The sequence below is a fragment of the Candidatus Saccharimonadaceae bacterium ML1 genome, assembly GCA_030253535.1.
Lineage (GTDB): Bacteria > Patescibacteriota > Saccharimonadia > Saccharimonadales > Saccharimonadaceae > Saccharimonas > Saccharimonas epibionticum.
In genome coordinates this window covers 453,007-478,712 of sequence record CP124550.1, presented here as the reverse complement: position 1 = coordinate 478,712, position 25,706 = coordinate 453,007, and the positions used below count along the sequence as shown (strand labels likewise).

20 protein-coding genes and 2 tRNA genes are annotated in these 25,706 nt (G+C 51.3%); 18 read left to right on the top strand and 4 right to left on the bottom strand.

Annotated features, from left to right (window positions below):
* Nucleotides 1-65: 65 nt before the first annotated feature.
* The 6 genes from tyrS to SEML1_RS02485 all read left to right on the top strand — a co-directional run bounded on the left by tyrS (nt 66) and on the right by SEML1_RS02485 (nt 6,846).
* On the top strand, nt 66-1,277 hold the full coding sequence (tyrS, locus tag SEML1_RS02510) for a tyrosine--tRNA ligase (protein WP_376753671.1): 1,212 nt from the start codon (nt 66-68) through the stop codon (nt 1,275-1,277).
* Between the two features lie 10 nt (nt 1,278-1,287).
* Nucleotides 1,288-2,046, top strand: coding sequence for an HAD-IIB family hydrolase (locus tag SEML1_RS02505; RefSeq protein ID WP_376753670.1), 759 nt, complete (start codon nt 1,288-1,290; stop codon nt 2,044-2,046).
* Between the two features lie 8 nt (nt 2,047-2,054).
* Complete coding sequence (recG, locus tag SEML1_RS02500; protein WP_376753669.1) at nt 2,055-4,088, top strand: ATP-dependent DNA helicase RecG; 2,034 nt, start codon at nt 2,055-2,057, stop codon at nt 4,086-4,088.
* A gap of 19 nt (nt 4,089-4,107) precedes the next feature.
* The gene (locus SEML1_RS02495; protein ID WP_376753668.1) at nt 4,108-4,914 is read left to right on the top strand and encodes a hypothetical protein; all 807 of its coding nucleotides are present in this window, start codon (nt 4,108-4,110) and stop codon (nt 4,912-4,914) included.
* Nucleotides 4,911-5,465 carry a 16S rRNA (guanine(966)-N(2))-methyltransferase RsmD gene (gene rsmD / locus SEML1_RS02490; RefSeq protein ID WP_376753667.1) on the top strand — a complete coding sequence of 185 codons (555 nt, stop codon included), beginning with the start codon at nt 4,911-4,913 and terminating at the stop codon, nt 5,463-5,465. Before SEML1_RS02495 ends, rsmD begins: the two co-directional genes overlap by 4 nt.
* Before the next feature lie 82 nt (nt 5,466-5,547).
* Nucleotides 5,548-6,846, top strand: coding sequence for a hypothetical protein (locus SEML1_RS02485; RefSeq protein WP_376753666.1), 1,299 nt, complete (start codon nt 5,548-5,550; stop codon nt 6,844-6,846).
* 46 nt (nt 6,847-6,892) lie between these two features.
* Here SEML1_RS02485 and SEML1_RS02480 read toward each other — a convergent pair.
* A tRNA-Leu gene (locus tag SEML1_RS02480) sits at nt 6,893-6,977 on the bottom strand.
* A gap of 179 nt (nt 6,978-7,156) precedes the next feature.
* On the opposite strand from SEML1_RS02480, the gene SEML1_RS02475 reads away from it, so the two are divergent.
* Nucleotides 7,157-8,752 carry an FAD-binding oxidoreductase gene (locus SEML1_RS02475; RefSeq protein ID WP_376753665.1) on the top strand — a complete coding sequence of 532 codons (1,596 nt, stop codon included), beginning with the start codon at nt 7,157-7,159 and terminating at the stop codon, nt 8,750-8,752.
* A 123-nt stretch (nt 8,753-8,875) separates the two neighbouring features.
* Here the strand turns inward: SEML1_RS02475 and SEML1_RS02470 are convergent.
* Nucleotides 8,876-8,962: transfer RNA gene (locus tag SEML1_RS02470), tRNA-Leu, on the bottom strand.
* 259 nt (nt 8,963-9,221) lie between these two features.
* On the opposite strand from SEML1_RS02470, the gene SEML1_RS02465 reads away from it, so the two are divergent.
* From SEML1_RS02465 to rpoC, 9 genes are all read left to right on the top strand, one after another.
* Nucleotides 9,222-9,545: a hypothetical protein gene (locus SEML1_RS02465; RefSeq protein ID WP_376753664.1), complete on the top strand. Its 324-nt coding sequence runs from the start codon at nt 9,222-9,224 to the stop codon at nt 9,543-9,545.
* Entirely contained in the window at nt 9,535-10,059 is a 525-nt protein-coding gene (locus SEML1_RS02460; RefSeq protein WP_376753663.1) for a TrmH family RNA methyltransferase, read from the top strand. Before SEML1_RS02465 ends, SEML1_RS02460 begins: the two co-directional genes overlap by 11 nt.
* Nucleotides 10,060-10,158: 99 nt before the next feature.
* Complete coding sequence (locus SEML1_RS02455; protein WP_376753662.1) at nt 10,159-11,331, top strand: His/Gly/Thr/Pro-type tRNA ligase C-terminal domain-containing protein; 1,173 nt, start codon at nt 10,159-10,161, stop codon at nt 11,329-11,331.
* Between the two features lie 33 nt (nt 11,332-11,364).
* A complete protein-coding gene (gene tig / locus SEML1_RS02450) occupies nt 11,365-12,648 on the top strand; it encodes a trigger factor (protein WP_376753661.1) in 1,284 nt (427 codons plus the stop codon).
* A gap of 96 nt (nt 12,649-12,744) precedes the next feature.
* Nucleotides 12,745-14,268 (top strand): hypothetical protein, encoded by a 1,524-nt coding sequence (locus SEML1_RS02445; protein WP_376753660.1) that lies wholly within the window; start codon nt 12,745-12,747, stop codon nt 14,266-14,268.
* Nucleotides 14,269-14,357: 89 nt separating this feature from the next.
* Nucleotides 14,358-14,957, top strand: a complete 600-nt coding sequence (locus SEML1_RS02440; protein ID WP_376753659.1) for an ATP-dependent Clp protease proteolytic subunit — start codon at nt 14,358-14,360, stop codon at nt 14,955-14,957.
* A 255-nt stretch (nt 14,958-15,212) separates the two neighbouring features.
* A complete protein-coding gene (locus SEML1_RS02435; RefSeq protein ID WP_146425207.1) occupies nt 15,213-15,413 on the top strand; it encodes a hypothetical protein in 201 nt (66 codons plus the stop codon).
* Between the two features lie 333 nt (nt 15,414-15,746).
* A complete protein-coding gene (gene rpoB / locus SEML1_RS02430; protein ID WP_376753658.1) occupies nt 15,747-19,178 on the top strand; it encodes a DNA-directed RNA polymerase subunit beta in 3,432 nt (1,143 codons plus the stop codon).
* Between the two features lies 1 nt (nt 19,179).
* On the top strand, nt 19,180-23,049 hold the full coding sequence (rpoC, locus tag SEML1_RS02425) for a DNA-directed RNA polymerase subunit beta' (RefSeq protein ID WP_376753657.1): 3,870 nt from the start codon (nt 19,180-19,182) through the stop codon (nt 23,047-23,049).
* A gap of 117 nt (nt 23,050-23,166) precedes the next feature.
* On the opposite strand, the gene SEML1_RS02420 is transcribed toward rpoC, so the two are convergent.
* Nucleotides 23,167-24,195: a hypothetical protein gene (locus SEML1_RS02420; protein WP_376753656.1), complete on the bottom strand. Its 1,029-nt coding sequence runs from the start codon at nt 24,193-24,195 to the stop codon at nt 23,167-23,169.
* Between the two features lie 139 nt (nt 24,196-24,334).
* The gene (locus SEML1_RS02415; RefSeq protein ID WP_376753655.1) at nt 24,335-24,583 is read right to left on the bottom strand and encodes a hypothetical protein; all 249 of its coding nucleotides are present in this window, start codon (nt 24,581-24,583) and stop codon (nt 24,335-24,337) included.
* 44 nt (nt 24,584-24,627) lie between these two features.
* Between SEML1_RS02415 and rpsL the strand changes: the two genes are divergently transcribed.
* Both rpsL and rpsG read left to right on the top strand, forming a co-directional pair.
* The gene (gene rpsL / locus SEML1_RS02410) at nt 24,628-25,041 is read left to right on the top strand and encodes a 30S ribosomal protein S12 (RefSeq protein ID WP_146424896.1); all 414 of its coding nucleotides are present in this window, start codon (nt 24,628-24,630) and stop codon (nt 25,039-25,041) included.
* Nucleotides 25,042-25,043: 2 nt separating this feature from the next.
* On the top strand, nt 25,044-25,523 hold the full coding sequence (rpsG, locus tag SEML1_RS02405; protein ID WP_376753654.1) for a 30S ribosomal protein S7: 480 nt from the start codon (nt 25,044-25,046) through the stop codon (nt 25,521-25,523).
* The last annotated feature ends 183 nt before the right edge of the window (nt 25,524-25,706 follow it).

The following is a 25,706-nucleotide window of genomic DNA, read 5'->3' as shown; positions in this document are numbered from 1 at the left end:
CGCGTGCCTAGCCTTTTTATGGTACACTGGCACTAGTTATTTATAAGCGTACGAAAGGATATGAAATGACGCTGAGCGAAGAGTTGACCTGGCGCGGGTTTGTCAATCAAATGACATTCTCTGATATCAAAGAACTTGACCGCGAGACGCGTACGTTTTATTTCGGCGTTGATCCGAGTGCGGACAGCATGCAAATCGGCAACTTGGCGGCAATGATGATGTGCCGCCAGTTCATCGAGCATGGTTATAAGCCGATTCTGCTTGTCGGCGGCGCGACCGGTATGATCGGCGATCCAGACGGTAAAAAGCAGGAGCGCGATTTGCGTAATGCCGAGACAGTGGCGCGAAACGTTGAGGGCTTGCGGCGGCAATTTGCGCAGATTTTTAACGGCAAAGAGTTTGAAATTGTTGATAACGCTGACTGGTTTCGCGATATTAACTATATTGATTTTTTACACCAAATCGGCAAGCACGTCAGTATGACGCAATTGCTTGACCGCGAGTTTGTGCAGCAGCGTATCGGCGAGGGCGGCAGCGGCATCAGCTATGGCGAGTTTAGCTACGCGCTGATTCAGGGCTATGATTTCTTGCATTTGTATCGTGAAAAGGGTGCGACGCTGCAGTTAGCGGGCGCCGATCAGTGGGGTAATAGCGTCACGGGCGTAAGTTTGATTCGCAAACTTGAAGGCGGCGACGCGCATGTATTTACGGCGCCGCTCATTATCAACAGGCAGACCGGCGTGAAGTTTGGCAAGTCAGAAGGCGGCGCAGTGTGGCTTGACCCGAACAAGACCAGTCCGTACCAATTCTATCAATTCTGGCTGAACTGCGACGATTTGACAAGCGAAGATCTCATTAAGATTTATACGCTGCTTGAGCGCGAGACGGTTGAAGCGCTGATTGACAACCACCACTTAAATCCGGGCGAGCGAGCACTGCAAAAAACCTTGGCGCGCGAAGTCACCGACCTTGTGCACGGGCGCGAGCGGCGCGAGAGCGTCGAGCGTGTCACGGGCGTGCTTTTCGGCGGACTAAGCGTTCAAAAATTGACCGATGCAGACCTTGACGCGCTGTCGGCAGAAATTCCGACCGTGTCGCCGCAAAACGTCGTCTCGGCGCTCGTTGAGGCGGGCGTATGCGCGAGTAACGGCGAGGCGCGGCGCTTGATCGCAAACAACGCTATTAGCGTGAATGGCGAAAAGATTACTGCCGATCGCGAATTAGCGGGCATCAATTTAATTAAGAGAGGTAAAAACGGGTTCGTACTCGTTCGTTAAAGGAGAATACATGAAGAAAGTACTGGCATTTGATTTAGACGACACACTGGCGGTGACAAAATCGCCGGTTAGCGATCGCATGGCAGTGTTGCTAGGCCGTTTATTAGAGCACTACGATGTTTGTGTGATTACGGGCGGTACGTTCAAACAAATTCGCTCGCAAGTAATTGACCGCTTGAACGTATCGCCGCAGCAACTGGCGCGCTTTCATGCGATGCCGACCTGCGGTACGCGCTACTACCGGTACGATGCGCTTGGGGGCGAATGGGAACTGCAGTACGCCGAGGATTTGAGCGAAAAGGAGCGTGCGCATATCGTTGACGTGCTTGAAAAAACCGCCAAAGATATGGGTATTTGGTGCGAGGAGCCGGCAGGAGAAATCATTGAAGACCGTATCAGCCAAATCACGATGTCGGCGCTTGGACAGCAGGCGGCGCCCGAGGATAAGTATGCGTGGGCAGAGAAGTTCAAAGATGTGCGACCGGTATATCGCGACAAAGTCGCCGAACAGCTGCCAGGACTTGAGGTAAGAATCGGCGGTACGACGAGCACGGATATCACACGCCCGGGCATTGATAAGGCGTATGGTATCGGCAAACTGATCGACGCGCTTGACATTTCTAAAGATGAAGTGCTCTTTTTTGGAGACAAACTCAATGAGGGCGGCAACGACTACCCAGTTAAGATGATGGGCGTTGATAGCATTGCGGTTGACGGCTGGGAGACGACGGCATATGCGTTAGACGGCGTGCTCGGCGTGACGGAATAGTCGGGAACGTGAATCTAGCAACCAAATTAGAGCAGGTCAAAGGCGTTGGACCGAAAACGGCGGCGCAGTTGCGTAGTGTGGGACTGGAAACGGTCGGTGATTTGCTGGCGTTTTTGCCTCGCAAGCACGAAGATTTCACGAATGTTGCGCCGATCGTCGAACTTAAACCTGGAAACGTAACAATTCGCGCCCGCTGCGAGAAGATTAACACGCGCCCCGTACGCCGCGGTTTGCGCTTGACGACGGCAGTATTAGCGGATGATAGCGGTAAGCTAAACGCCGTGTGGTTTAACCAGCCGTACCGCACGCAGCAGCTTGGCGCAAGCGATGAATATTTTTTCTTTAGCGGCGTGTTTGAGTACAATTACGGGCGCTACCAATTGACGAACCCGAGCGCTGAGCTTGCAAAGGAATTGCCGGTGCAAGCCGAGCGACTGCTGCCGGTATATCGCCAACTGCATGGACTTAAGTCGCAAACGGTGCGCAAAATTATTGAGCAATTGCGCCCATTGATGAGTGTGTTGCCGGAGACGCTACCGCCAAGCGTTGTTGCGCATGAAGCCCTCATGTCGCGCGCCGATGCAATCAGCGCGATGCATTTTCCACGCCGGGCGGGCGACGTGGTGCGCGCTCGCGAGCGGCTAGCGTTTGAAGAACTATTCCAGTTGATCTTGGCAAGCCAATTAAATAAAATTGAGAACCAAAAACTACAGGGCTATCAGATTACGTTTGAGCCTGATGTGGTACGGCAGTTTGTGTCGCAATTGCCGTTTGCGCTCACGAATTCACAGCGTCGGGCGGCGTGGGATATATTGCAGGATTTCGAGCACGCTACGCCGATGAATCGCTTGCTTCAGGGTGATGTTGGCAGCGGTAAAACAGTAGTAGCGGGTATTGCGGCACGTCAGGCGGCGAGTGCTGGTTACCAAACTACGTTGATGGCACCGACGGAGATATTAGCGGCACAGCATGCTGAAACGCTACGCGTACTTCTTTCGCCATTTGGCGTGACAGTTGGGCTGCTTGTTGGCAGCGTGAAGGGCGCGGCACGCGCGGCGTTATACGCGCAGATTGCTAATGGTGATGTTGATGTGGTAGTTGGTACGCACGCATTGTTTCAGGATAAAGTTGTATTTCATAATCTCGGGTTCGTAATAATCGATGAACAGCATCGATTCGGCGTAGAGCAGCGCCAGCGCTTGCTTGGTAAATCGGGTGTACTGCCGCATTTGCTGGCAATGACGGCAACGCCAATTCCGCGTTCGCTTGCGCTCACGGTATACGGTGAGCTAGACGTATCGGTACTTAACGAACTTCCTGGTGGACGGAAGCCGATTAAGACAAGCCTCGTCTCGCCACCGTCGCGCGATAAAATTTATCAGCGGGTTGAGCGTGAGCTGCAAGCTGGTCGTCAGGCGTATATCATTTGCGGACTGATCCGCGATAATCCCGAAAACGATCGCAAAAGCGTTGAAGCTGAGTACAAAAAACTTAAAAACAGTGTGTTTGGTCATCGTACGATCGGATTATTGCACGGCAAAATGAAACCAGACGAAAAAGACCGCGTCATGCGGGATTTCAAAGATAAAAAATATGATATTTTAGTGAGTACGACGGTGGTTGAAGTTGGCGTGGACGTGCCAAATGCAACTATCATGATGATTGAAGATGCGGAGCAATTTGGCCTCAGTCAACTGCATCAGCTGCGCGGGCGTGTCGGGCGTGGCAAGCACCAAAGTTATTGCTATTTGATGATGAGTACGAATAATAAACCAAGCGAGCGTTTACGCGAAATTGAGAAGTCAAACGACGGGTTTTATCTAGCAGAAGTTGATATGCGTTTGCGCGGCCCCGGTGAAATTTACGGGCGCATGCAGCACGGTGCGCTCAACCTCCAAATCGCGACGCTCGCCGACACGAAGTTGATCGCCCGCGCCCAAAAGGCGGCGCAGGCATTTATCGCGAGCGGCGATAATCTGGCGGATTACCCAGATCTTGCGCGCGAAGTCCGCCGCAATCAACGCCTAACGACGCTTAACTAGCATGGTATAATAAATAATTATGTACAGTGGTACGACATTTCGTTCCCATTCAGGAAATTTTCTCGGGGTTCATCAAAAGATTGACCGTATTGCGCGGCGCAACATGCGAAAGTTTACGGGTGTAGAGCATTCTTTCCCAACAACGCGCGAGATCCTGCACTTTGAAGGTAATAACGGTCCGGACGGCATTAAACGCAAGAGCCCGAGCGTTGACGAACCGTGGCACTACATTGACCCGGCAAATCCGAACGACCGGGCGCTTGCCGGTATGATTAACGATCACTATGCAAATTTAGTGCAGGCGCTTCGCGATACGAACCGGGTGCGCGCTGCGTTTGAAGCCGCCTGGATGGCGCACGCGATTACCGACGGTTTGACGCCGGCGCACCACTATCCGCTTAGCGATAAGATTGAAGAACTGTGGGGCAAGCCGAAAGAAGAGCGCTTATCAATCAAGGACAAGAATATTATTAAAGGCAATAACCTGCGCGATACGATGGGGCGCAACTGGGAGTACTGGGGCGCAAAAGGCGTGTTTGCGACGCATTTACTGTTTGAAATCGGCGTGGCGACAGCGATCAAAACGACGACGTTCGCTGACTCTGCGCCGAGTAAAGAATGGGTGAAGCGTGCGGACAACTTAGGGCTAGAGCGCATATTCTTGGAGGCAGTGCAGGAGGTCTACGCGTTAAATATGTATGAAATATTTTGGAAGCACGGGTGGACGGCGCGCCTCGCGAACCAAACGCGCCGCACGCTAATCCCGAAAATCTGTGCGGTTGTGATGTATGCGTGGTACGCGGCATACCGCGAGGCGGTTTTGTGACGTCAATTCGCGTCATTGCCGGCAAATACGGCGGACGTAAGCTTGATGCGCCGAAGCCAAACAATACGCGCACTAAACCGATGGGCGAGCGTATTCGCAATGCGCTGTTCAATCGAGTTGGCAGTGAAGTTCGCGGTGCATATGTACTTGATGTATTTGCGGGAACGGGCGCGGTTGGATTTGAAGCGCTTAGCCGCGGCGCGGCGCATGTTACATTTATTGAGCGTGATAAAATTGCACAAAATATATTACGTAAAAATATGGTATCGCTTGGTGTCGAAAACGACGTCTCATTGGTATACTCATCTGTTAGCACATGGTTGAAATCTGGCAAGGCAGAAAATTATGACATTATTTTTGCTGATCCGCCATATCACGATACGCAGTTTTCCACAGTATTGAAACTTTTAAGTCTTCTCAAACCTGGGGCGCTTATGGTATTATCACATCCAGGAAGAGGTGAGTTTCCAAATCTGACTAAGGAAATTGTTGTGGTGGACAATCGTAGTTATGGTAATGCTTTTCTCACCTCTTTCCGCCGAGAGAGGTGATCTCTCTGCACGCACGACAGTCATTTGTAATTTGACACAACGTCGGGTTTGTCGTTGTGTCAAAAATATTATACTAAGAATAATGCAGTACTCAGTTTTTACGAAGCACCACTCTCTTAAGGACTATCTAATTATGGCAGCGTCTGGCGTGATGCTGGCGCTTGCGGCGCATATGTCAGTGTGGTGGTTGCAGCTGCCGGCGTTGTTTGCTGTGGCGGCAGTATTTGTGGTGCTGCGGCGAGCAACAGCGCGGCATGCGTATTTTTTAGGGCTAACATTTTGCGCTTGCTGGTTATTGCCGACGACATATTGGTACTATCAGTTTATGACGCCTATTGTGGCGGTGTTGGCAAGTGTCGGTTTTATCTTTTTACTCGCAAATATTTGGTGGATAGTGTTGCTACGACGCTGGATTGGTGTAAAAGCGGTTAGCGTACTATTTGTTATTGTCTGGTGTAGTTTTACTTTGATACGACTGCATGCGCCAGTAATGAAAGACTGGTGGATTCCGCATCTCGGTTATACAGTTTGGCGCAACAATGGAATACTCATGCTAGGGCGCTGGGGCGGCGAAGCGGCGATTGAGTTTGCATTGCTAGCAATCGGCGTCGGGCTAGCCTGGTTGTGGTGTCGGCAAAAACGCATGCAATTTATTATAGCCAGCGGGGTAGTAGCTGTAGTTGTGATAGCAGCAAATATAGTCGTTGCAAAACTGCCAGCCCAGCCGATACTGCCGACTATAGCAGTTCAGTCTATGACTGAGGGCGGCGTCAACGTGCCGGCGACCAAAAACGACGTTAAGCGACTGGAGCAACTATCTCTCCAAGCGCTAAAATCACGCCACGCCAAACCAGGGGTAACGATAGTCTGGCCGGAGAATTCATTACCTGCGTCAAGTCGTGAACAGCTGCGTGATTTTACTCGAAATAATCATCTGCGGTTAGTTTACCATACGCAAGAAATTATCGGGGATCGACGCTACAAAAAGGTCGTCATATTAGACGAAGACGGCAAAGACGCGCTGGTGAATTATAAACAGCACATTGCGCCGGATGAAGAAGGTGTCGGGCGCGTTTCGGCGCAAAATGTACGTTTTGGAGGGCGGACGATCACTGCGTACGTTTGCTATGATTTGCATTATCCCGATGTTGTAAATCGCATGAAAGGCAGTGATACAGTTTATGCTCCGCTAGACGACGTTGTCTACGGCTATTTACAAAAACAATTTCATGCTGCTGACATAAGCTTACATGCCATACAAGCACAAACTACCATAGTAACCGCAAGTATTAACGGTCCGACGATGGCAGTCAATGCAAATGGCGTAATTGTCGATCAGTTGAAAAGTGATGGTGCTGGAGTGCTAGCAGTCGGGTGGTAGAAGCTCCAAATTAAAAGCACTAATCCTTTAGGTGGGTTTTATCTTTTGGTGCGGATGAAAGGACTTGAACCTTCACGCCGTGAGGCATATGCTCCTAAGGCATACGTGTCTACCAATTCCACCACATCCGCATGGCGCGCGTAAACGCGTAAAATCCAGTATAGCAAACAACGAGTGAAATTACGAGAGGTTGCCATACAGCCTTGTGGCTCGTCAATAGTATTGGGTCTGTTGCTAATACTATTTTCTATCTAACTCTGCTTGTGTTAAAATAAACCCAGACGTAAATGATTAGGAATAAGGGGCAATAATGAGCAAAGTCGCAACCTATTTGCGCGGACACTTGGCAGGCGAGGTAGATTTTCGCACGGATTTGCGTGCGGCGCGCGCCAGGGACGCGGGGATTTTGGCGATTGCTCCTGAAATGGTCGTGTCGCCGCGAAATACGAGCGATATTCGCAAAACGGCGCGTTTTTCGTGGCAGCTGTCTGAGCGCGGACACGCGTTGCCGCTCGTAGCGCGCGGTGCCGGTTATGGCATTAGCGGCGGTGCCGTCGGTCGCGGCGCACAAATCTCTCTCGCGGCGCACATGAACACGATTTTTGAATACGATAGTAAGCAACGGTTGGCACGTTTGCAGCCCGGCGTAACGATTCAGGCGCTTCAATCGGCGCTTGCCTTGCAGGGCACGGGAGTTCTGGCGCTTGATGGGCTTGACTCGCGCGGCACGATTGGCGGCGCGATTGCCGACAATGCTGCGGGGTATCTGGCGGGCAAGTATGGTTCGCTTGCGGCGAATGTGAGCCAGTTAGAGGTTGTGCTGGCGAACGGCGATGTGCTGCAGACTGGTAAAATTAGTAAACGTGAGCTCAGCCGCAAGAAAGGCCAGCAGGATTTAGAGGGCGATATTTACCGCGGTGTAGAAACAATTTTGGAAGATTACGCCGATGAAATCAGTACAATCCACGAACGCGATCAGACTGGCTATAATAGTATCGTGCGTGTACGCGACCGCGATGGCAGTATTGATCTGACGCCGCTCTTTATCGGCAACCAGGGTACGCTTGGTATTATCAGCGAGATGATTTTGCGCGTTGATTTTCGCAGCCAGCATTTGGATACGGCGGCGCTTGTATTTGCTTCGGCAGACACAGCGCGCGACATGCTTGATGAACTGCGCCGGTTCGCGCCGGCGTTTGTGAAGTACTTTGATGCGGCGCTCGTACGGCGGGCGGTACAAGTTGGCTATAAGGCGCCGTGGTTTCAAGAGGTTGGCGGTAAAGCGCCGCAGGCGGTTATTCTTGTTGGGTTTGACGATTTTAACGCGCGTGCCCGTGCGAAAGGAAAGAAAAAGCTTGAAAAATTATGCGGTGGCGTAGCTGACGTTTCGCTGGTATTGGACGATGATGCGCACGCTTCGCTATCGCCGCTCCTTGATATTGCGCGCTATTCTACGCTGCCAGATCGTGCAGGCGTTGGTATGTCGCCATTGTTGTCCGATTGGTTCGTGCCGCCGGAACGGTTTGAGGATTTCACGAAAGCGCTGGCGGCGCTCGGTAATAAGTTGCGCGTGGATCTGCCAATTGCGGTAGACGGTTTGACTGAACTCGTGTCGGCATATCCGCTTGCGCCGATAGCGCAGGCAAGCGACCGCCAGAAGCTTATGCGTTTGTTTGACGAAACAGCGCGGCTCGTTCATCAGTATGGCGGCGCAATCGTTGGTCAGCACGGTGAAGGGCGGTTGCTAAGCCGATTTGCGTACGAATGCATTGGCGCGCGGCGCGTTGATATGTACCGTGCGATCCGCAAGCTATTTGATCCGCTTGGTACGCTTAATCCTGGCGTTAAGCAGCTCAATGACGTACGCCAGCTTGCCGGCATGATTGATGGTACGCTTCGGTTTTAATCTAGCGGGGGACTTTCGTGGCTACTTGTTCATAAGATGCGCGTAGGCGCTTTATCCGCGACAAAGGCTAAAATATAAAAAACAGACGCATTGCGCCTGAGTTATGGCTATAAATCTCAATTTTGGTGCGGATGAGAGGACTTGAACCTCCACGCCATTGCTGGCACTAGCACCTGAAGCTAGCGCGTCTACCAATTCCGCCACATCCGCATGCATAATGGGTATAAAAGTGCACCAGTTTTAGTCGCTCCGGACTCTTACGATCTGATTATACCGGCACTTCGGCGCAAAGTAAATAGCCGCATGAATTCATATTTATTATATAACATGATACAATGTAGAGATTGTCAATAATAAATCAAACGTTTGCCGCTCGTATATCATGATGCAAACGAGAAAGGATTATATGACAGTTGAAAGGTTCCCACTCGATCGAATTCGGTCGCAACAAGGTACGCTCGCTGGCGCTATGGCAAAGCAGACGGTAAAGCACGAAGACATTGATGGCAATCAAGTCGAAACACGCATAGATGACTTGCCGCATGATCCGCGTGCTATTGCCACTGCCGTGCTGGACAGGCTCGTAGATATACCAAATGATATTTCTGCAGAAGATGGAGTCGCGTGTATAAAGGGCGAGTACGAGCATGTGCTTGATACGCGGCCAAAAGATTCTTGGCGAATATCATTTAGCGCCGGAGCTGTTGCGCACGATGCACTGGTACAGGCTTTTTTGAAGACGCAAAACGACGAAGAAGCTTCAGTTTCGGAACAAATTACCGATGACGCCTAGCGACTCCCGCAACGTCGTCAACCGTTACAAAGGCGTGCCGATGGAGCAAATTATCAATGATCTGGACGCGCATGGTTCAATGCTAGAGATTGCAATTGATAATGTTGAGCGGGACTTCAATATGGGCACGATCGTGCGCAGCGCGAATGCGTTTGGCGTGCGGCACGTGCATGTTATTGGGCGGCGGCAATGGAATAAGCGCGGCGCAATGATGACCGACAAATACTTGCACGTGCACTACTATGCGGCGGCGGATGACTTTATACATGCGATTACGGGCAAAGAACTGGTTGCAATCGACAATGTCGATGGCTCGCAGCCTTTGAGCCGCACGAAACTACCGAAAAATGCTGTACTGCTATTTGGCGCGGAACGCTCAGGAATTCGCCAAGAGCTATTGCGGTATGCTCCCCGGACTATTGCGATTGAGCAATTTGGCAGTACGCGCAGCCTTAATGTCGGCGTAGCGGCTGGAATCGCGATGTATGCGTGGGTGCAGCAGCATAGGCTGTAATGACATCTATGTTAGAGGGTGTTTTCTAATACAAAAATTAAGCGTATCCATAATATAAAATGCTTGCAAAATATAGTCAAGTATGCTATAATAAATTCCATGAAAGCTTCGTTAGCCAATTTGGTGGGCGGCCAGGAGCTGTACTACCCGCAATCTGTTCGTGTGCGCTATCATATTGAATCGGCGTGGCGTCGAACGGCAAAATTATACGGCTACGAAGAATTTGGCGACGACATGCCGGTGTCGGTGCATTATGCGCGGCGCTTTAAGATCTCAAACGGCTCGCTCGGACGACCGGCGTATTCATGGTCGGGGCGGGTTTTTCATTACGACAATGTTGGCTGCGAGTCGCCGCGTGCTGATGTTGAGGCGATTGCTATTGCAAAGCGCAGCCTGGATGCGATCGGGCTGCCGCGCACGAGCTATCGTATACGATTGAACGACGCGCGAATCGTGCAAGCGATTTTGGAGGATTATTTAGAACTGGATGCAATACAGACCGAGCTCATGACGCGCCTGCTTGCAGAAAAGCGCATGCTTACGCCTGTAGAGTTCCGCGACCGTGCGATCGATATCGTTGGGCGTATGCAAGCGGGCACGATTTTGCAGCAGCTCGCCAAAGTATTGGCGGCGAAAAATGCTGAGGAACTACCGGAAGTGGTGCGCGAGCATAACGCATACCAAGATTTAGCGGCATTGTATGCGCGGCTTGAGGTGCTCGGTATCACCGGCGTAGTACTTGATTTAACATTATCGTATGCCGATTGCACAGCCGGCGTATTGTTTGATATTGTCGCGAACGATGAAAAATTATTATATCGCGGTGGGCGAATGGTCGCGCCGTCGCTGGAAACGTTAGTTGCATCGTTGGGCGATATGGCGCATATCGTTGAGACTCTGGAAGAAAGCGGACATGCAGGATTACCGAGCGCAACTGAAGTATACGTGGCGGCGGTTGGGCGCGTATTTGATACGGCGGAGCGAATCGCCGAAAAACTACGCAGCGAAGGAATCCATACCGAAGTTGACTATACCGGTCGAACGTTAGCAGAGCAGCTGGTCACGGCGGTAGAAAAAGATATCACGTATGTCATGCTTATTGATGAGGCGAGCGTGGAACGGCAGACGTACACGCTGAAAAATTTGCGCGACGGCACAGACAAAACAGTCGGGTTTGAACGAATCGTAACAGCCGTGAGCGACCGCCGCGTGCGCGTCCGCGAAGATGATGATTTTGACTTGTCGGAGTTTTTGGACGGCTTTGACGCCTGACAGACACCGGTATATCTGTTATAATGTGCTGTTATGAAGACGACAGTAACACACGAATCAGATACGCGCGTGAAAGTAGTGGTCGCGGCGGATCATGCCGAACTGGCAGCAGCTGAGCAGGTGGCGCTAAAGCGCTTAGCAAAAACAGTCAAAGTTAACGGATTTCGTACGGGGCATGTGCCGCTTGAGATTGTGAAAAAACATGCCGATTTGAATGCGTTGGCGCAGGAAACGCTAGACGCAGCGCTAAACCGTGCGGTTGCCGAAGCTTTTTTGAACAACGATTTGCAGGTGCTAGCCCGCCCTGAGGTTGAAATTAAAAAATACGTACCGGGCGAGCTATTAGAGTTTACTGCCGAAGCAGATGTACTGCCTGAAGTGAAATTAGGCGATTACAAAAAGCTTAAGGCAAAAAAAGCGGCGGTTAACGTCGATAAAAAAGAAATTGACGAAGTAATTGAACGAATTCAAAAAGGGTTGTCGGAAAAGAAAGAAGTCAAACGCGCTGCAAAAATAGGTGATGAGACAGTGATTGATTTCGTCGGTAAAAAAGATGGCGAGGCGTTTCAGGGCGGTACGGGTAAGGATTATCCGCTGGTGCTTGGTTCAAATTCTTTTATTCCGGGGTTTGAAGATGCGCTTATTGGCTTGAAAGCGGGCGATACAAAAGATGTTAAGCTGGCGTTTCCGAAGGACTATCATGCGAAAGACTTAGCTGGGCAGGACGTTGTGTTTGAAGTTACAGTGAAAAAAGTGAATAGCGTAAAGTTGCCTGCGCTCGACGATAAATTTGCCGCAAAGGCTGGTCCATTTACGTCAATGGATGATTTGCGCAAGGATATAAAAGCGGAGATTACAGCGCAAGCTGAGCGCAAGGCGACGGACGACCTGAAAGATGAGTTGGTAAAACAGCTGGTTGCAAAGAGCACAGTGAGCGTGCCATCGGTATTGCGCGACGATCAAATCCGTTCGCTGGAGCAGGATTTACGCCAAAATTTGATGTATCGAGGCCGCACTTTAGAGCAGTATTTTGAAGAGAAGGGTTATGCCGATCGCGATGCCTGGGTGAAAGCCGAAGCAAACGATGCCGCCGACGCGCGCATCAAGGCGGGTCTAGTGCTGGCGCAGTTAAGTAAAGAACTGAAAATTGAAGCGACAGCAGACGAGTTGGCGGCGCATATCAACGCCTATAAGCAGCAATACTCGAACAATCCCAAGATGGCAAAACACTTTGATAAACCCGAGGCGCAGCGCGAGGTTGCAAATCGGCTGATCACTGAAAAAACAATCGACAAGCTGGTTGAACTGAACTCGTAGCGGATTAAGGCACTAAATAGATGCTCTGGGCATGGCTGAGTGGGTTACTCATGTTTATTTTGACAAAAGTATATATTTGGTATATAATAAAAAGATATGTATGAACACTGCAAAGAGGTGATTGCGTACCCGTGCGCTTCGGATTCCGCAGAGACGCCGGATCTCTCTGATGATTCGGAGGACTTTGATGATGATTCGGATTGTATTGAGCCGGACGAGCAAACCCCTGCGAGTATTTCACGGCGATCGTTTTTGTGGGACTTTGCAGTTGGCGTTACAGCAGGGCTTGCAGTAGGCGCTGTTGGCGAGGGTGCGGTCGAGTATTTATACGACCGTTTTGAGCGGATTGGTCCAAATGATTCCGTAGATATGACGCTGGGAGTCGTTGCGATTTACGGTTCGGCAATTGACCCTGATAGCTGCGATGGCAATGGCACTGACAGTCGGCGCCGGTGGGGACGCGAGCATATAGAGAGCGCAGCGCAAGATAATGTTGACCAAATTGAACAAACGCTTGGCGGGCAGTACCAGATAGACATTAAACATATCGAAAAAGTCGTTGAGCCGGAAGGTGCGCGCCCGCGCAAAGACGATAGCGATGAAGCGCCGATGTACACGACCGATCAGTTTAAGCGGTACGTAAAAGAAGCGCGCAAGCAAATCACAGAGAGCGATGACTATGATGGCAAGCCGGTTATTACGATGGTGGTTTTCGATAGCCATTATTCCGAGTTGAGCGAAAAAGCAATTGGCATCGCCTACCAAGATCCGAGTAATCCGAGAATTCATATATCAACATACGGTGATCCGTTCGGCTGTGCACCGGCGCATGAAATTGGCCATCTGCTTAGTTCAAGGAAGATTGGTGAAGGCCTGGAGCATGAGGGAATGCTTGACGCTCGCGTCGAAGACAAAAGCAGTGGGCGTCTCGTGCAATTGTATGCGATTGATACGATTCAGAACCTGCTCAAGCAGGGCTGCGCGCTCAAAGCAAATGAGTATGCGTCACATCACACAGTGATGGGCTCGGGGCATCTGGACTCAAGTTATTCAATAAATGAGAAAGATGAACTGCATAAAGATCCGCATATTAAACGCCCGATTTATTCGCCGCCGGAAATATACTTTTTGCAGCCATGGCGCAAGACGGCGGATGCTGCCAAACGGCTCGGCGCGCATTTCCTTTCGTATGAAAAAGACAAAATGTTTGGTTTGACGGCGGAATTGCCAAGCAATCACGCATTGCGCAAAGCAATACCGTACGCCGACAGCTTGTTTATCGGGCCGAACGTGGATGGTTTTATTGCAAGCGACAATACAACACCGGAAGGACTGTTTGTGGCAGATTCAATTGGTATTTACGCCGTCTCGAAAGACGGCCGCAGAACAGCCGAAATTAATACCGCGTGTTTCGGTATGAGCAACCTAGAGAACGGAGACGAGTATGTTGTTTACGCCGACGAGCAGCTAAATATACTTGTGCTCTCCGGCAGGAATGATAGCGGCGTATATGCAAAGATTCTTGCGCTTGATACCGATGAGGCGCAAATGCTGCTGAACAAGGATCGCGAAAAGACTGCCGAGCGTAATAAACTAATCGTTGATAACCACGATACGTAGTAGTTTGGCGGCCAGGGCGCAGTAGGAATGATTGGGCGAATTAGCACTCTCCCTTGACGAGTGCTAATATTCAGCGTACAATGAAACCTATGAATGATATGCGAAATTATTTAGTGCCAAATGTAATCGTGCGCACGCGCGATGGCGAACGCGGGTACGATATTTATTCCCGGTTGCTTGAGGATCGGATTATCTTTTTAGGCGAGGAGGTGACGGAAGGCTCGGCGAATACGATCGTGGCGCAGCTGCTGCACTTAGCAAACGAAGATCCCGACAAAGATATTCAGCTGTATATCAATAGCCCGGGCGGCAGCGTGTACGACGGGCTGGCAATCTACGATACGATGCAATATATCAAGCCAGATGTCCAGACGATAGGTATCGGGCTGCAGGCGAGCATGGGTGCGTTTTTGCTAAGCAGCGGCGCTAAAGGCAAACGGTTCGTGCTGCCGAATGCGCGCGTGATGATTCACCAGCCGTCTAGCGGTACGCAGGGCATGGTGACCGACCAGGAGATTAGTCTGCGCGAATCGGTGCGCATGAAAGAGTTGCTTGCGAAAGTGATCGCGAAAAATACCGGACAAAAACTCGACAAAGTCAAAGCCGATATGGAGCGCGACCACTGGATGAGTGCCGATGAAGCGGTGAAGTATGGGCTGGCAGACGAAATGATCCGGCGCGGGCGCTAGGCACTGTTGCAATTTTTGTATTGATGTGATATTGTAGGACTACACAGACATTTCTAGTTATAGGAGGAGAAAATGTCTGATGTTGTTTGGTCTGTCATCGCTGCGGTTCTCTTGATTAGCATTTTTGCGTGCGCAGTGTACAGCGCGTGGCAGTTGTTTGCCCCCATGAAGTTCAGAAGAGTTTTCGTTATCTACTTTGAGTCCCAGAGTCTTCGCGCTAGGGCAAGTAGGTGGTACTGGCGCACAGTACTATTCATGAGCACGACAAACTGCATAGGGCTTGCTGTCGTTATCACGAGTAAGGTGAGCGGTCACCCTGCACTGTATACGATTGGCATGAGTGTCATGGCGATTGGCGATATTTTGGCAATTGTCGGTCTTGTTATTGTTGCCCGCTACGAGCACCAAGCTCGTAATGCCAGACAACGGGAGCTTGAGGCAGCGGCTGTCCGCTAACTCGCTCCCATCCAGCCTCGTTCCCTGCGCAACCCGCGTGGGGAGCGAGGCTCTTTCTTTTGGTTTTACGACGAAAGCTAGCACTGCCTGGGATCTCTGAAAAAATCATACGCACCCCATTGACATAGCCGCCTAAACCCTTTACAATGAAAGGCAATGAAGATTGTGTAACGTGGGTTGATAGTGTACTGCGCCTGTGGCGTGGCGTTTTAGTATGCGGTAATCCATGGTTAGTAAAGCTTCGGCGCCAACTCGTGCGGGAATGATAGAGCCAACCCACCTCTTGTCAATCAGCGCGGAGATTATTCAAATTTAACCAAAACGGGAGTACGCATGCCAAAAGCAACCACGGCAAATCACACTCCGGCACAGCGCGTGTTTTTCACGAATGACGACACGGCGGTGGCGGTACCAAACCTCCTGACCCACCAAAAGGAATCGTGGAAAGATTTCGTCGAGACGGGTCTGAGCGAGATTTTCGCAGAAATTAATCCAATTGAGGACTATACTGGACAGAAATTGGAACTGCGTTTTAAGGATTATAAATTTGAAGCGCCAAAAAATGATGAAAAATTTGCCAAAGAAAATAATTTGACGTTTGATGCGCCGCTGTTGGTGACCACCGAACTAACAAATAAAGTGACGGGTGAAGTCAAAGAGCAGGAAATTTACTTGGGCGACTATCCGTGGATGACGGATCGCGCAACGTTTATTATCAACGGTACGGAGCGTGTGGTAGTGAGCCAGCTGATTCGTTCGGCAGGCGTGTTTTATACGCCGGAAAAAGGCACGGGCAAAAATCTGTACAGCGCGAAATTAATCCCGGGCCGTGGGGCGTGGCTGGAATTTGAAACAAGTGCGAGCGGCGCGATTTACGTAAAAATTGATCGTCGGCGCAAAATTGCCGTAACGACATTTTTGCGGGCGCTTGGTTATAGTAAGGTGTCGGAAATTCGTGAGCTATTTGCCGACATTGATACGGGTGAAACGAAATATATTGAGGCGACACTAGAGAAAGATCCGGCGCACGGCGTGAACGAGGCACTAATTGAAGTGTATCGCCGCTTGCGCCCAGGCGACTTAGCAACGGTTGATAACGCGCGCCAGATGATTGAGCGAATGTTCTTTGACTTTAAGAGGTTTGACTACAGTCGCGTTGGTCGCTATAAGATGAATAAACGATTGAATTTGGATGTACCAAATACCGCAGAGAATCGTGTGCTGAGGCTCGACGATCTGGTGGCGATTATCCGCGAGCTAATTCGCATGAATAACACGCAGGAGCCGGGTGATGACATTGATGCGCTTGATAACCGCCGCATTAAACTTGTCGGCGAGTTGGTGGCGCGTCAGTTCCGCGTGGGTATGCTCCGCATGCAGCGCAATGCGATGGATCGCATGAGTATGAGCGATATTGAAACGGTGACACCAAGTCAGCTGATTAACGCCCGCCCAGTGGTTGCGGCGGTGCGCGAATTCTTTGCGAGCAGCCAATTGAGCCAGCTGCTTGACGAAGTAAACCCGATTTCGGAGTTAAGCCACAAGCGCCGATTGAGCTCAATGGGGCCGGGCGGACTCAGCCGCGAGCGCGCTGGATTTGAGGTACGTGATGCCCACCCGACACACTACGGGCGTATTTGTAGCGTGGAAACGCCGGAGGGCGCTAACATTGGGCTAGTATTGAATTTGGCTACATACGCGCGGATTAACGAATACGGATTTATCGAAACACCGTACCGCAAAGTTGAGAATGGCCGCGTGACAGATGAGATTGTCTATTTGGATGCATCGCAAGAGGTGAATGAGGTAATTGCTGACGCTGGCGCAAAGCTTGATGATAATGGCAACTTCGTGAACGAGCGCGTGTCGGCGCGCAAATTCTTGCAGCCGAGCCGCGTAGATGCGAGCGAGGTGACGCTGATGGACGCGTCGCACAAGCAGATTCTAGGATCAACAGCCAGCCTCGTGCCGTTCATCGAAAAGAACCGTGTCGACCGTGCGTTGACTGGCTCAAACATGCAGCGCCAAGCAGTGCCGCTATTGCAGCCGCAAGCGCCAACGGTTGGAGCGGGAATTGAAGCAAACGTTGCGCGCGATTCTAGCCAATTGATCGTCGCGGAAGCCGACGGCGAAGTAGTTCGCGCTGACGGTGATGCCGTTGAGGTGCAATATAAGGATGGTGTGAAACGCTATGATCTCATTCACTTCGCGAAGAGCAACGATGATCGTTGCGTTAACCAAAAAGTTCGCGTATCGCGCGGCGAAACTGTTGCAAAAGGCGACATTCTCATTGAAGGCATGTCGATCGCTGAAGGTGAGTTGGCGCTAGGCAAAGACTTATTGGTAGCATTCATGCCATGGGGCGGCTACAATATGGACGACGCGATTGTGATTAGCCGCCGATTAGTTGAGGATGACACGCTTACTAGCGTAAATATTAAAGACTATTCGGTAGAAGTACGAGAAACGAAGCTTGGCCCGGAAATCGTGACGCGCGATATTCCAAATGTGAGCGAAGACAGTTTGCGCCATTTGGATGAAGATGGTATCGTGCAAATCGGCTCGGAAGTGAAAGCGGGCGATGTGCTTGTCGGGAAAATTACGCCGAAAGGTGAACAGGAGCTTAGTTCGGAAGAACGGCTGCTGCGCGCGATTTTTGGCGAAAAGGCAAAAGACGTGCGCGACACATCGCAGCGCATGAATAATGCAGGCGGCGGCAAAGTCGTCGGCGTGAAGATTTTCAGCCGCGAAAACGGTCATGAACTAAAAGCTGGCGTACTGATGCAGATCCAGATTTTTGTGGCGCAATTGCGCAAAATCAGTGTTGGCGACAAAATGGCAGGGCGCCACGGTAACAAAGGTGTAGTGGCACGCATTTTGCCGGTTGAGGATATGCCGTATTTAGCAGACGGAACGCCAGTTGATGTCGTTCTAAACCCGCTTGGCGTGCCAAGCCGCATGAACCTGGGGCAGTTGTTTGAAACGCATCTGGGCATGGCAGCGCGGGCGCTTGGCTACAAAGTTGCAACTCCGCCGTTTAACGGAGTGCCAAATGACGTGATTGAGCGCGAGCTTGAAAAAGCAGGCTTAGCGAGAGACGGCAAGAGCCAGCTCTTTGATGGTCGTAGCGGTGAAGCGTTTGAGGAGCGCACAACCGTCGGCGTGATGCATATGATTAAATTGCACCACATGGTTAGCGACAAGATCCATGCGCGCAGCACTGGTCCGTATACGATGGTGACGCAGCAGCCGCTTGGCGGTAAGGCGCAAAATGGTGGTCAGCGCTTTGGTGAAATGGAGGTGTGGGCACTTGAAGCGTATGGCGCTGCAACAACATTGCAGGAGATGCTAACGATTAAGTCTGACGACGTGTATGGTCGCGCGAAAGCATATGAATCAATTATCAAAAATGACGTAATCACCGGTCCAAAATTGCCAGAGTCATTCAACGTGTTAGTGAAAGAGCTACAGGGATTAGGTTTACGCGTTGACCTGGTCGACGAAAACGAGAATATCGACGCTGAGCATTTGATTGAATCAAGCGGATCTACCGGTAAAGCTACGTCGACTACGAATGACGGCGACGATGATGACGATGAGGCAGAAACCTATCTTGATGAATCTGATGGAATCGGTGATGTCGGCGACGATGATGGTATGAGCGTGCGCGCTATTGACGATGAAGGTCAGATTTCAGATATAAGCGAAGAGGAAGACGAAATGTACGACGAAATAACAACGCAAGCAGATAGGGAGGAGGCGTAAGATGGCGTATCCAGTTAACACGCATGGTATCGCTGATTTCGACGCAGTTCGCCTGGCGGTGGCGAGCCCGGAAGACATTCTGAAGTGGAGCTACGGCGAGGTAACAAAGCCGGAAACGATTAATTACCGTACGCAAAAACCAGAACGCGACGGACTATTCTGCGAGCGGATTTTTGGTCCGGTTAAAGATATCAACCCGCATGACAGCAAACTTAAAGGCGTGCGTTCGCGCGAAGCGGCGGTTGATAAAAATGGCGAGTTGGTCACGAAGTCAATTGTACGCCGCGAACGCATGGGGCATATCAACCTGGCGGCGCCAGTTGCGCATATTTGGTTTATGCGCGGTACGCCGAGTGCGATGAGCTTATTGACCGGCATCACGGTGCGTAATCTGGAGCGTATCGCTTACTTTGCAACCTATGTGATTTTGAAGGTCGACGAAGAAAAGCGCGATCAAATGCTGGCTGACTTGGAGGCAGAGACTGAAGCTGGTCGTGCTGCAATCAAAATTCGCTATGAGCGCGAAGCAGGCGTAGATGGTGCGGATATCAAGCAATTGGCAGAAGAGCAAACACGCGAGTTGCAGGATTTGGAAGATCAGTTCAACGTGAAGAAATCACAGCTTGAGAGCTTGGTACGGCGCGCGTTGATTAACGAAACCGACTACCGCAATTTGCCGGAAGAATATGAAGAGCTGATTGAAGTTGGTATGGGCGGCACGGCGTTGAAAGCGTTGCTTGATGAAATCAACCTGAGCGAGCTGATTGCTAAATTGCAAGAAGAAGCAGATGGTGCAAAAGGTCAGCGTGAAAAGAAATTGCTGAAGCGTCTGAAAGTGCTTGAAGGTATGCAGTCCGCAGGAATTAAGCCATCAAGTTTGTGCTTGACAGTGCTGCCGGTCATTCCACCAGACTTGCGTCCGATGGTTTCGCTCGCGGGCGGGCGGTTTGCAACGAGCGATCTAAACGATCTGTACCGCCGCGTCATCAACCGCAACAATCGTTTGAAGAAGTTGATTGACTTGAATGCGCCGGAAGTAATTCGCCGCAACGAGATGCGCATGCTGCAAGAAGCAGTTGACAGCCTCATTGATAACTCAGCGGCGCGCGGCGGACGTGCTGTAAACGCTGCAGGCAATCGCCGCCGCCTGAAGAGCTTGAGCGATATGCTAAAGGGCAAGCAAGGGCGTTTTCGCCAGAACTTGCTCGGTAAGCGAGTAGACTATTCGGGTCGTTCAGTGATCGTGGTTGGTCCGAAATTGAAGATCAATCAGTGTGGTCTGCCGAAGCAAATGGCGATTGAGTTGTTTAAGCCATTTGTTATTAGTTGGCTGATTGAACGCGAATATGCGCACAATATTCGTTCAGCGACGCGCTTGATTGACGCAGGCGAGGCGGTCGTGTGGGATGCGCTTGATGCTGTAATTGAGGGTAAATATGTTCTTCTAAATCGTGCGCCATCGCTGCACCGTTTGAGCATTCAGGCATTTCAGCCAAAATTGGTTGAGGGGAAAGCGATCCAGCTGCATCCGCTCGTAGCAAGTGGTTTTAATGCCGATTACGATGGCGACCAGATGGCGGTGCACTTGCCGCTTAGCAAAGAAGCGCAAGCTGAAGCGCGCGAGCTGATGAGCGCGGTTAACAACTTGTTGAAGCCGGCAGACGGCAGTCCGGTGTTAAACATCGGGCAGGACATCGTGCTTGGTAATTACTATTTGACGTACGAAAAGCCAAGCGTGCAAACCGATACGGTCGCGGTGTTTGCCGACAGCCGCGATGCCGAGCTAGCATACGACATGGGTGAATTGCACCTGCAGAGCCCGATCCGCATTCGCGCTAAGGGCGAAATCCGCAACACGACGCTCGGTCGCGTATTCTTTAACGAGATTTTGCCGGATGATTTTCCGTATAACAATAACGTGCAAACGAAGAAAGAGCTGAAGCGCGTGCTGGCGCAAATCTTCGACAAATACGGCGCTGAAGAGACTGCTAAAACGGCAGACCGCATGAAAGGCTTGGCGTTCCGATTTGCGACGGTGGCGGCAGTATCAACTGGTAAGGACGACTATGTGCATTTTAGCGAGACAGAAAGCTTCATTGCCGACGGCGACAAGCGCGCAGCAGTGATTGCTGATCAGTACGATCAGGGGTTGATCACTGAGTCGGAGCGCTATAACCTAACAGTTGGCGCGTGGCGTACAGTTGATAATAGCGTGACGAAGCTGCTAAAAGAAAAGCTCGGCAGTATGGATACGAGTATTTCCGTGATGGTCAACTCGGGCGCGCGTGGTGATATTTCAAACGTAAAGCTTGCCAGTGCGATGATCGGTATCCAGGTGGACGCCGCTAACCGCGAAATTGAGCTGCCGATTCGTTCGTACTATACGCACGGTCTGTCGAGCCTGGAATCGTTCGTGGCGACGCGCGGTTCGCGCAAGGGCTTGATTGACACGGCGCTCAAGACGGCAGACTCTGGATACTTGACGCGGCGCTTAGTCGATGTGTCTCAAGACGTATTCACGGTAGAGGATGAAGCGGGCGACGATGAAGGCTATACGATCTACCGTTCAGAAACCGAGGAGACAATGATTGATTTCGGCAACCGGTTGTACGGACGCTACACGCGCGACGCAGTGCCGGGGCATATCGGCGAGAACGAGCTAATCACGCGCGAAGTTGCAAATGCAATTGACGCCGACGAAGCGATTACTGAGGTGAAGATCCAGTCGATTCTGTCAACGAATAACCTAGAGGGCGTGCCGCGCCGCAGCTACGGCATTGATATGTCGACAAACCGCCTGGTCGATCCTGCCGAGCCGGTCGGCGTGATTGCCGCGCAGTCGGTCGGCGAGCCGGGCACGCAGCTGACGCTCCGTACCTTCCATAACTCTGGCGTGGCAGGAAGCGACATTACGCAAGGTTTGCCGCGTGTTGAAGAATTGTTTGAAGCGCGCAATCCAAAAGGACAAGCGTACATCACCGAGATTGCTGGTACGGTTGACGTTTGGGAGGACGGTCATAAGTATATTGTGCAAGTGACACCGGAAGCGGGCCGCGTTGAACGATTGTCGCTTGAGGATCGCACGCCGCTATTGCAAGACGGCTCGGAAGTAAAAGTAGGCGATGTGCTTGCTGAAGCGACCGAGGGCGCAAAGCCGTTGATCGCGCCGTTTGATGGCGTTGTCGAGACGGCAGAGGGCACGATCGTGATTGCGTCGACGGCAGTGTCGCCGGTGAAATATGAGATTCCGGGCACCGCGCAGCTAGTCGTTTCAGCGGGTGATCGTGTTGAGCCGGGCGATCGGCTAACGATCGGTTCACTCAATCTGCATGATTTGATGCGCCTGAAAGGCACGGAAGCGACGCAGCGTTACATCATCAACGAAGTGCTGCGCATTTACGCCGCGCAGGGTCAAGACGTTGCCGATAAACATCTGGAGATTATTGTGCGCCAGATGTTCAGTCGCGTTCAAATTGAGGATCCGGGTGACAGCGAGTTTGTAATGGGCGATATCGTCAGCAAAGCTCGTGTCGTGCGCGCGAACAAGGACTTGGTTGCCGCAGGTAAAGAGCCGGCGCAATACACGCAGTTACTACTCGGCATCACCAAGGTGAGCATTTGGAGCGATTCGTGGCTATCGGCGGCATCGTTCCAAGACACGACGCGCGTGCTTATCAGTGCTGCTACTTCTGGTCGCGCCGATCGCTTGCACGGTTTGAAAGAAAACGTTATCATCGGCCGCAAGATTCCTGTCGGTACGGGTGCGATTGCGCTCAATGAGGACGAAGACGATTCGCCGGCGGATGAATACGCGGAAGATGTTGAAGCTGAAGCAAGCAACATCACGCCGGACGTTGATTCGGAGTCATAGCCCGTTAGGCTACGCTAGATTGAGGCGGCGCTCAAAAAAACACCTTTCTCATTTACGGGAAAGGTGTTTTTAGTACGCGATTATCCACGCCAGTTTGATTTGCAGAGGCGGCCGGAATCAGCGCTTCCCGCCGTATTTCACGGTCTCAATTGTGCCAGTTGAGCGGCGGCGGCACGGCTGGTCGGCGTAGGCGCGCCGCTGATTCTCACCGGTGAAGTTTTCGCACTCGACATACACATCGCGGTTGCGGTCGCGGAAATAATACCACAAGCCGTCCGGCATCTGGTAGAACATGCCCAAATTATCGGGTGTCGTCATGCGCTGATTAGTAACCGCGCCGACTGGAATTTCAACCAGTTTGTACCCGCTGAGCGCGCCGTCTTTCGGCACTGGCTTGCCGATGAATCCATAATGCGTCGCGGTCGACGTAACAGCGCTGTACGCTTTGGCGAGCGGCTGCTGAGCGTCGGCGTATGGCGTGTAGGCAGATATATCCAAGCAGCGCAGCTCCGTCCAGTCGCCTTTGGTGTCGTGCTCTGCCGGATCGACGCTCAGCTGGCACACGACGTCATCGCGCGTGAAATCAGCCAAATACGCCGTTTTTTCATCGCCTTCGGAAAAAACTTTCTTGACGAACTTATCATAGTCCAAGCTCTTTTCGATTGACTCGCGCTGCTGCTTGCTCATTTCTTTCGACACGTAGCCGGCAAGACTCTGCAAAATATCAACGTCCGGTATGACAGTGTAGAAATTCTTGCCTTTCACCTTGATCGGAATTGTCAGCGGCGTTTTAGCTTTTTCTTGCCCCTTGAAATACACGGCCGTGCGTTCAATAGTTTGCTGCGCAGTGAGCGGGTCTAATTTGGTTTCACTGGTCTTTTTCTGCTCGTTTGTAGTACGCTTGGTTGATGATTGCGCAAACAGCAATACGACTGCAATCACGCCGATCGCCGCCGCAAGCAGCAATCCGCTGATTAGTATTACTTTGAGCGCATGAAACGAGCGGACGCCCTTTTGGTGCGGTACGGGCTGCGCATATTTGCCGTCTGAAAGTGGCTTCGGCGCCGCGTTCGCTGACGGCGAAACGTACCCCGGGTGTCCGGCATTTTCAATATCGCTATCATTCAAATTTCGTTGTGGATTCATGCTTATATTATACTATAACTCTTATGATTTAGCGCGAAAGCCGGGCGCGGGCGGCGAGCGCTTTACTACGTACATACAACCTGCCATAATAGGCAAAAATAGGAGGTGCATGATGAGCATAGAGTACGAAGCAAAAATTTTACATATCAATACGGCGCAATTCGTGCAGCAGGTTGCGGTAAAATTCTGGTGCGATAAGTCTAAACAAGCCAAAAACCGTCGCTCTAAAATCAGCTTTATACATTATCCTATCTAGACAAAATGTCACCAACCGTGCTATAATGACAGAGAGTTTCTCTGATTCGCCGCTAGGATAATCTCGGCGCGTAAAATCAGACGCATGAGGCGGGTTGCTGCCGTGCTCATGCATCCGCAGAGCCTTTAGCAAGCTCCGCCAAGAGTATAAGTGTAATGAAAAGGAATGGGTGATTTATGCCAACCATCAATCAGCTGGTGCGCAAGTCGCGCAAGACAGCGGCAAAAAAGTCGAAGTCTCCAGCGCTTGGGCGTATTCATAATGCGCTGAAAGTTCGGTACTATAACCAAAATGCACCGCTCAAGCGCGGCGTGTGCGTGAAAGTGACGACCAAAACGCCGAAAAAACCTAACTCCGCGCTCCGTAAAGTTGCGCGCGTGCGTCTGACGAACGGATACGAAGTTTGGGCGTATATTGGCGGCGAAGGGCACAATTTGCAGGAGCACGCAGTCGTGCTCGTACGCGGCGGCCGCGTGCCGGACTTGCCGGGTGTGCGCTACCATATCGTGCGCGGCGCGCTTGACTTGCAAGGCGTCTCCAAACGCAAACAAGGCCGTTCAAAATATGGTACGAAAAAGGAGGATAAGTAATCATGCCTCGTAAAGTCACGAAGAAATTGCAGCGCACTATCAAGCCGGATCGCAAGTACCAGAGCGTGCTCGTGCAGCGCTTGATCAATAAATCAATGCTTAATGGCAAAAAACAAGTTGCTGAGCGCGCCGTTTACAGCGCGCTTGAGCAGGCGGCGAAAACGCTCAAGAGCGAAGAGCCGTTGGAGGTTTTTGAGGCTTGCATTAAAAATATTAGTCCGGCATTTGAGGTGAAATCTCGCCGCGTCGGCGGTGCGAACTATCAGATTCCATTTCCGATTCAGGGCCATCGCCAGCAGCATTTCGCGTTTATGTGGCTAGTGCAGGCGGCGCGCAGCAAAAGCGGCATGCCGTACAGTAAGCGCCTCGCGACTGAAATTGTCGACGCCGCCAACGAAACCGGCATTGCGTTCAAGAAAAAAGAAGACACGCACAAAATGGCGGAAGCCAACCGCGCTTTCGCGCATTTCGCGCGCTGCTAGGCGAACGCCGTAAAAAATAGAAGGGGCGTAAAACGCTCTCCCTGCGGAGAGCGTTTTGTTTTGCCGCGCATATGCTACAATAAGCGCATGCGTAATAAGTTGAAGCCTACCGCGCCTACATTAAAAAAGAAGCGGCAAACGCGCTCGGCAAAAAGCCCAACAAGCTCGTTGTCATCGCGGTGA

Excerpts from the sequence above, each read along its gene's own strand:
- tyrS (WP_376753671.1), top strand. The coding sequence starts at position 66 with ATGACGCTGAGCGAAGAGTTGACCTGGCGCGGGTTTGTCAATCAAATG.
- SEML1_RS02505 (WP_376753670.1), top strand. The coding sequence starts at position 1,288 with ATGAAGAAAGTACTGGCATTTGATTTAGACGACACACTGGCGGTGACA.
- SEML1_RS02495 (WP_376753668.1), top strand. The coding sequence starts at position 4,108 with ATGTACAGTGGTACGACATTTCGTTCCCATTCAGGAAATTTTCTCGGG.
- SEML1_RS02485 (WP_376753666.1), top strand. The coding sequence starts at position 5,548 with ATGCAGTACTCAGTTTTTACGAAGCACCACTCTCTTAAGGACTATCTA.
- SEML1_RS02475 (WP_376753665.1), top strand. The coding sequence starts at position 7,157 with ATGAGCAAAGTCGCAACCTATTTGCGCGGACACTTGGCAGGCGAGGTA.
- SEML1_RS02465 (WP_376753664.1), top strand. The coding sequence starts at position 9,222 with ATGGCAAAGCAGACGGTAAAGCACGAAGACATTGATGGCAATCAAGTC.
- SEML1_RS02460 (WP_376753663.1), top strand. The coding sequence starts at position 9,535 with ATGACGCCTAGCGACTCCCGCAACGTCGTCAACCGTTACAAAGGCGTG.
- SEML1_RS02455 (WP_376753662.1), top strand. The coding sequence starts at position 10,159 with ATGAAAGCTTCGTTAGCCAATTTGGTGGGCGGCCAGGAGCTGTACTAC.
- tig (WP_376753661.1), top strand. The coding sequence starts at position 11,365 with ATGAAGACGACAGTAACACACGAATCAGATACGCGCGTGAAAGTAGTG.
- SEML1_RS02445 (WP_376753660.1), top strand. The coding sequence starts at position 12,745 with ATGTATGAACACTGCAAAGAGGTGATTGCGTACCCGTGCGCTTCGGAT.
- SEML1_RS02440 (WP_376753659.1), top strand. The coding sequence starts at position 14,358 with ATGAATGATATGCGAAATTATTTAGTGCCAAATGTAATCGTGCGCACG.
- SEML1_RS02435 (WP_146425207.1), top strand. The coding sequence starts at position 15,213 with ATGAGCACGACAAACTGCATAGGGCTTGCTGTCGTTATCACGAGTAAG.
- rpoB (WP_376753658.1), top strand. The coding sequence starts at position 15,747 with ATGCCAAAAGCAACCACGGCAAATCACACTCCGGCACAGCGCGTGTTT.
- rpoC (WP_376753657.1), top strand. The coding sequence starts at position 19,180 with ATGGCGTATCCAGTTAACACGCATGGTATCGCTGATTTCGACGCAGTT.
- SEML1_RS02420 (WP_376753656.1), bottom strand. The coding sequence starts at position 24,195 with ATGAATCCACAACGAAATTTGAATGATAGCGATATTGAAAATGCCGGA.
- rpsL (WP_146424896.1), top strand. The coding sequence starts at position 24,628 with ATGCCAACCATCAATCAGCTGGTGCGCAAGTCGCGCAAGACAGCGGCA.
- rpsG (WP_376753654.1), top strand. The coding sequence starts at position 25,044 with ATGCCTCGTAAAGTCACGAAGAAATTGCAGCGCACTATCAAGCCGGAT.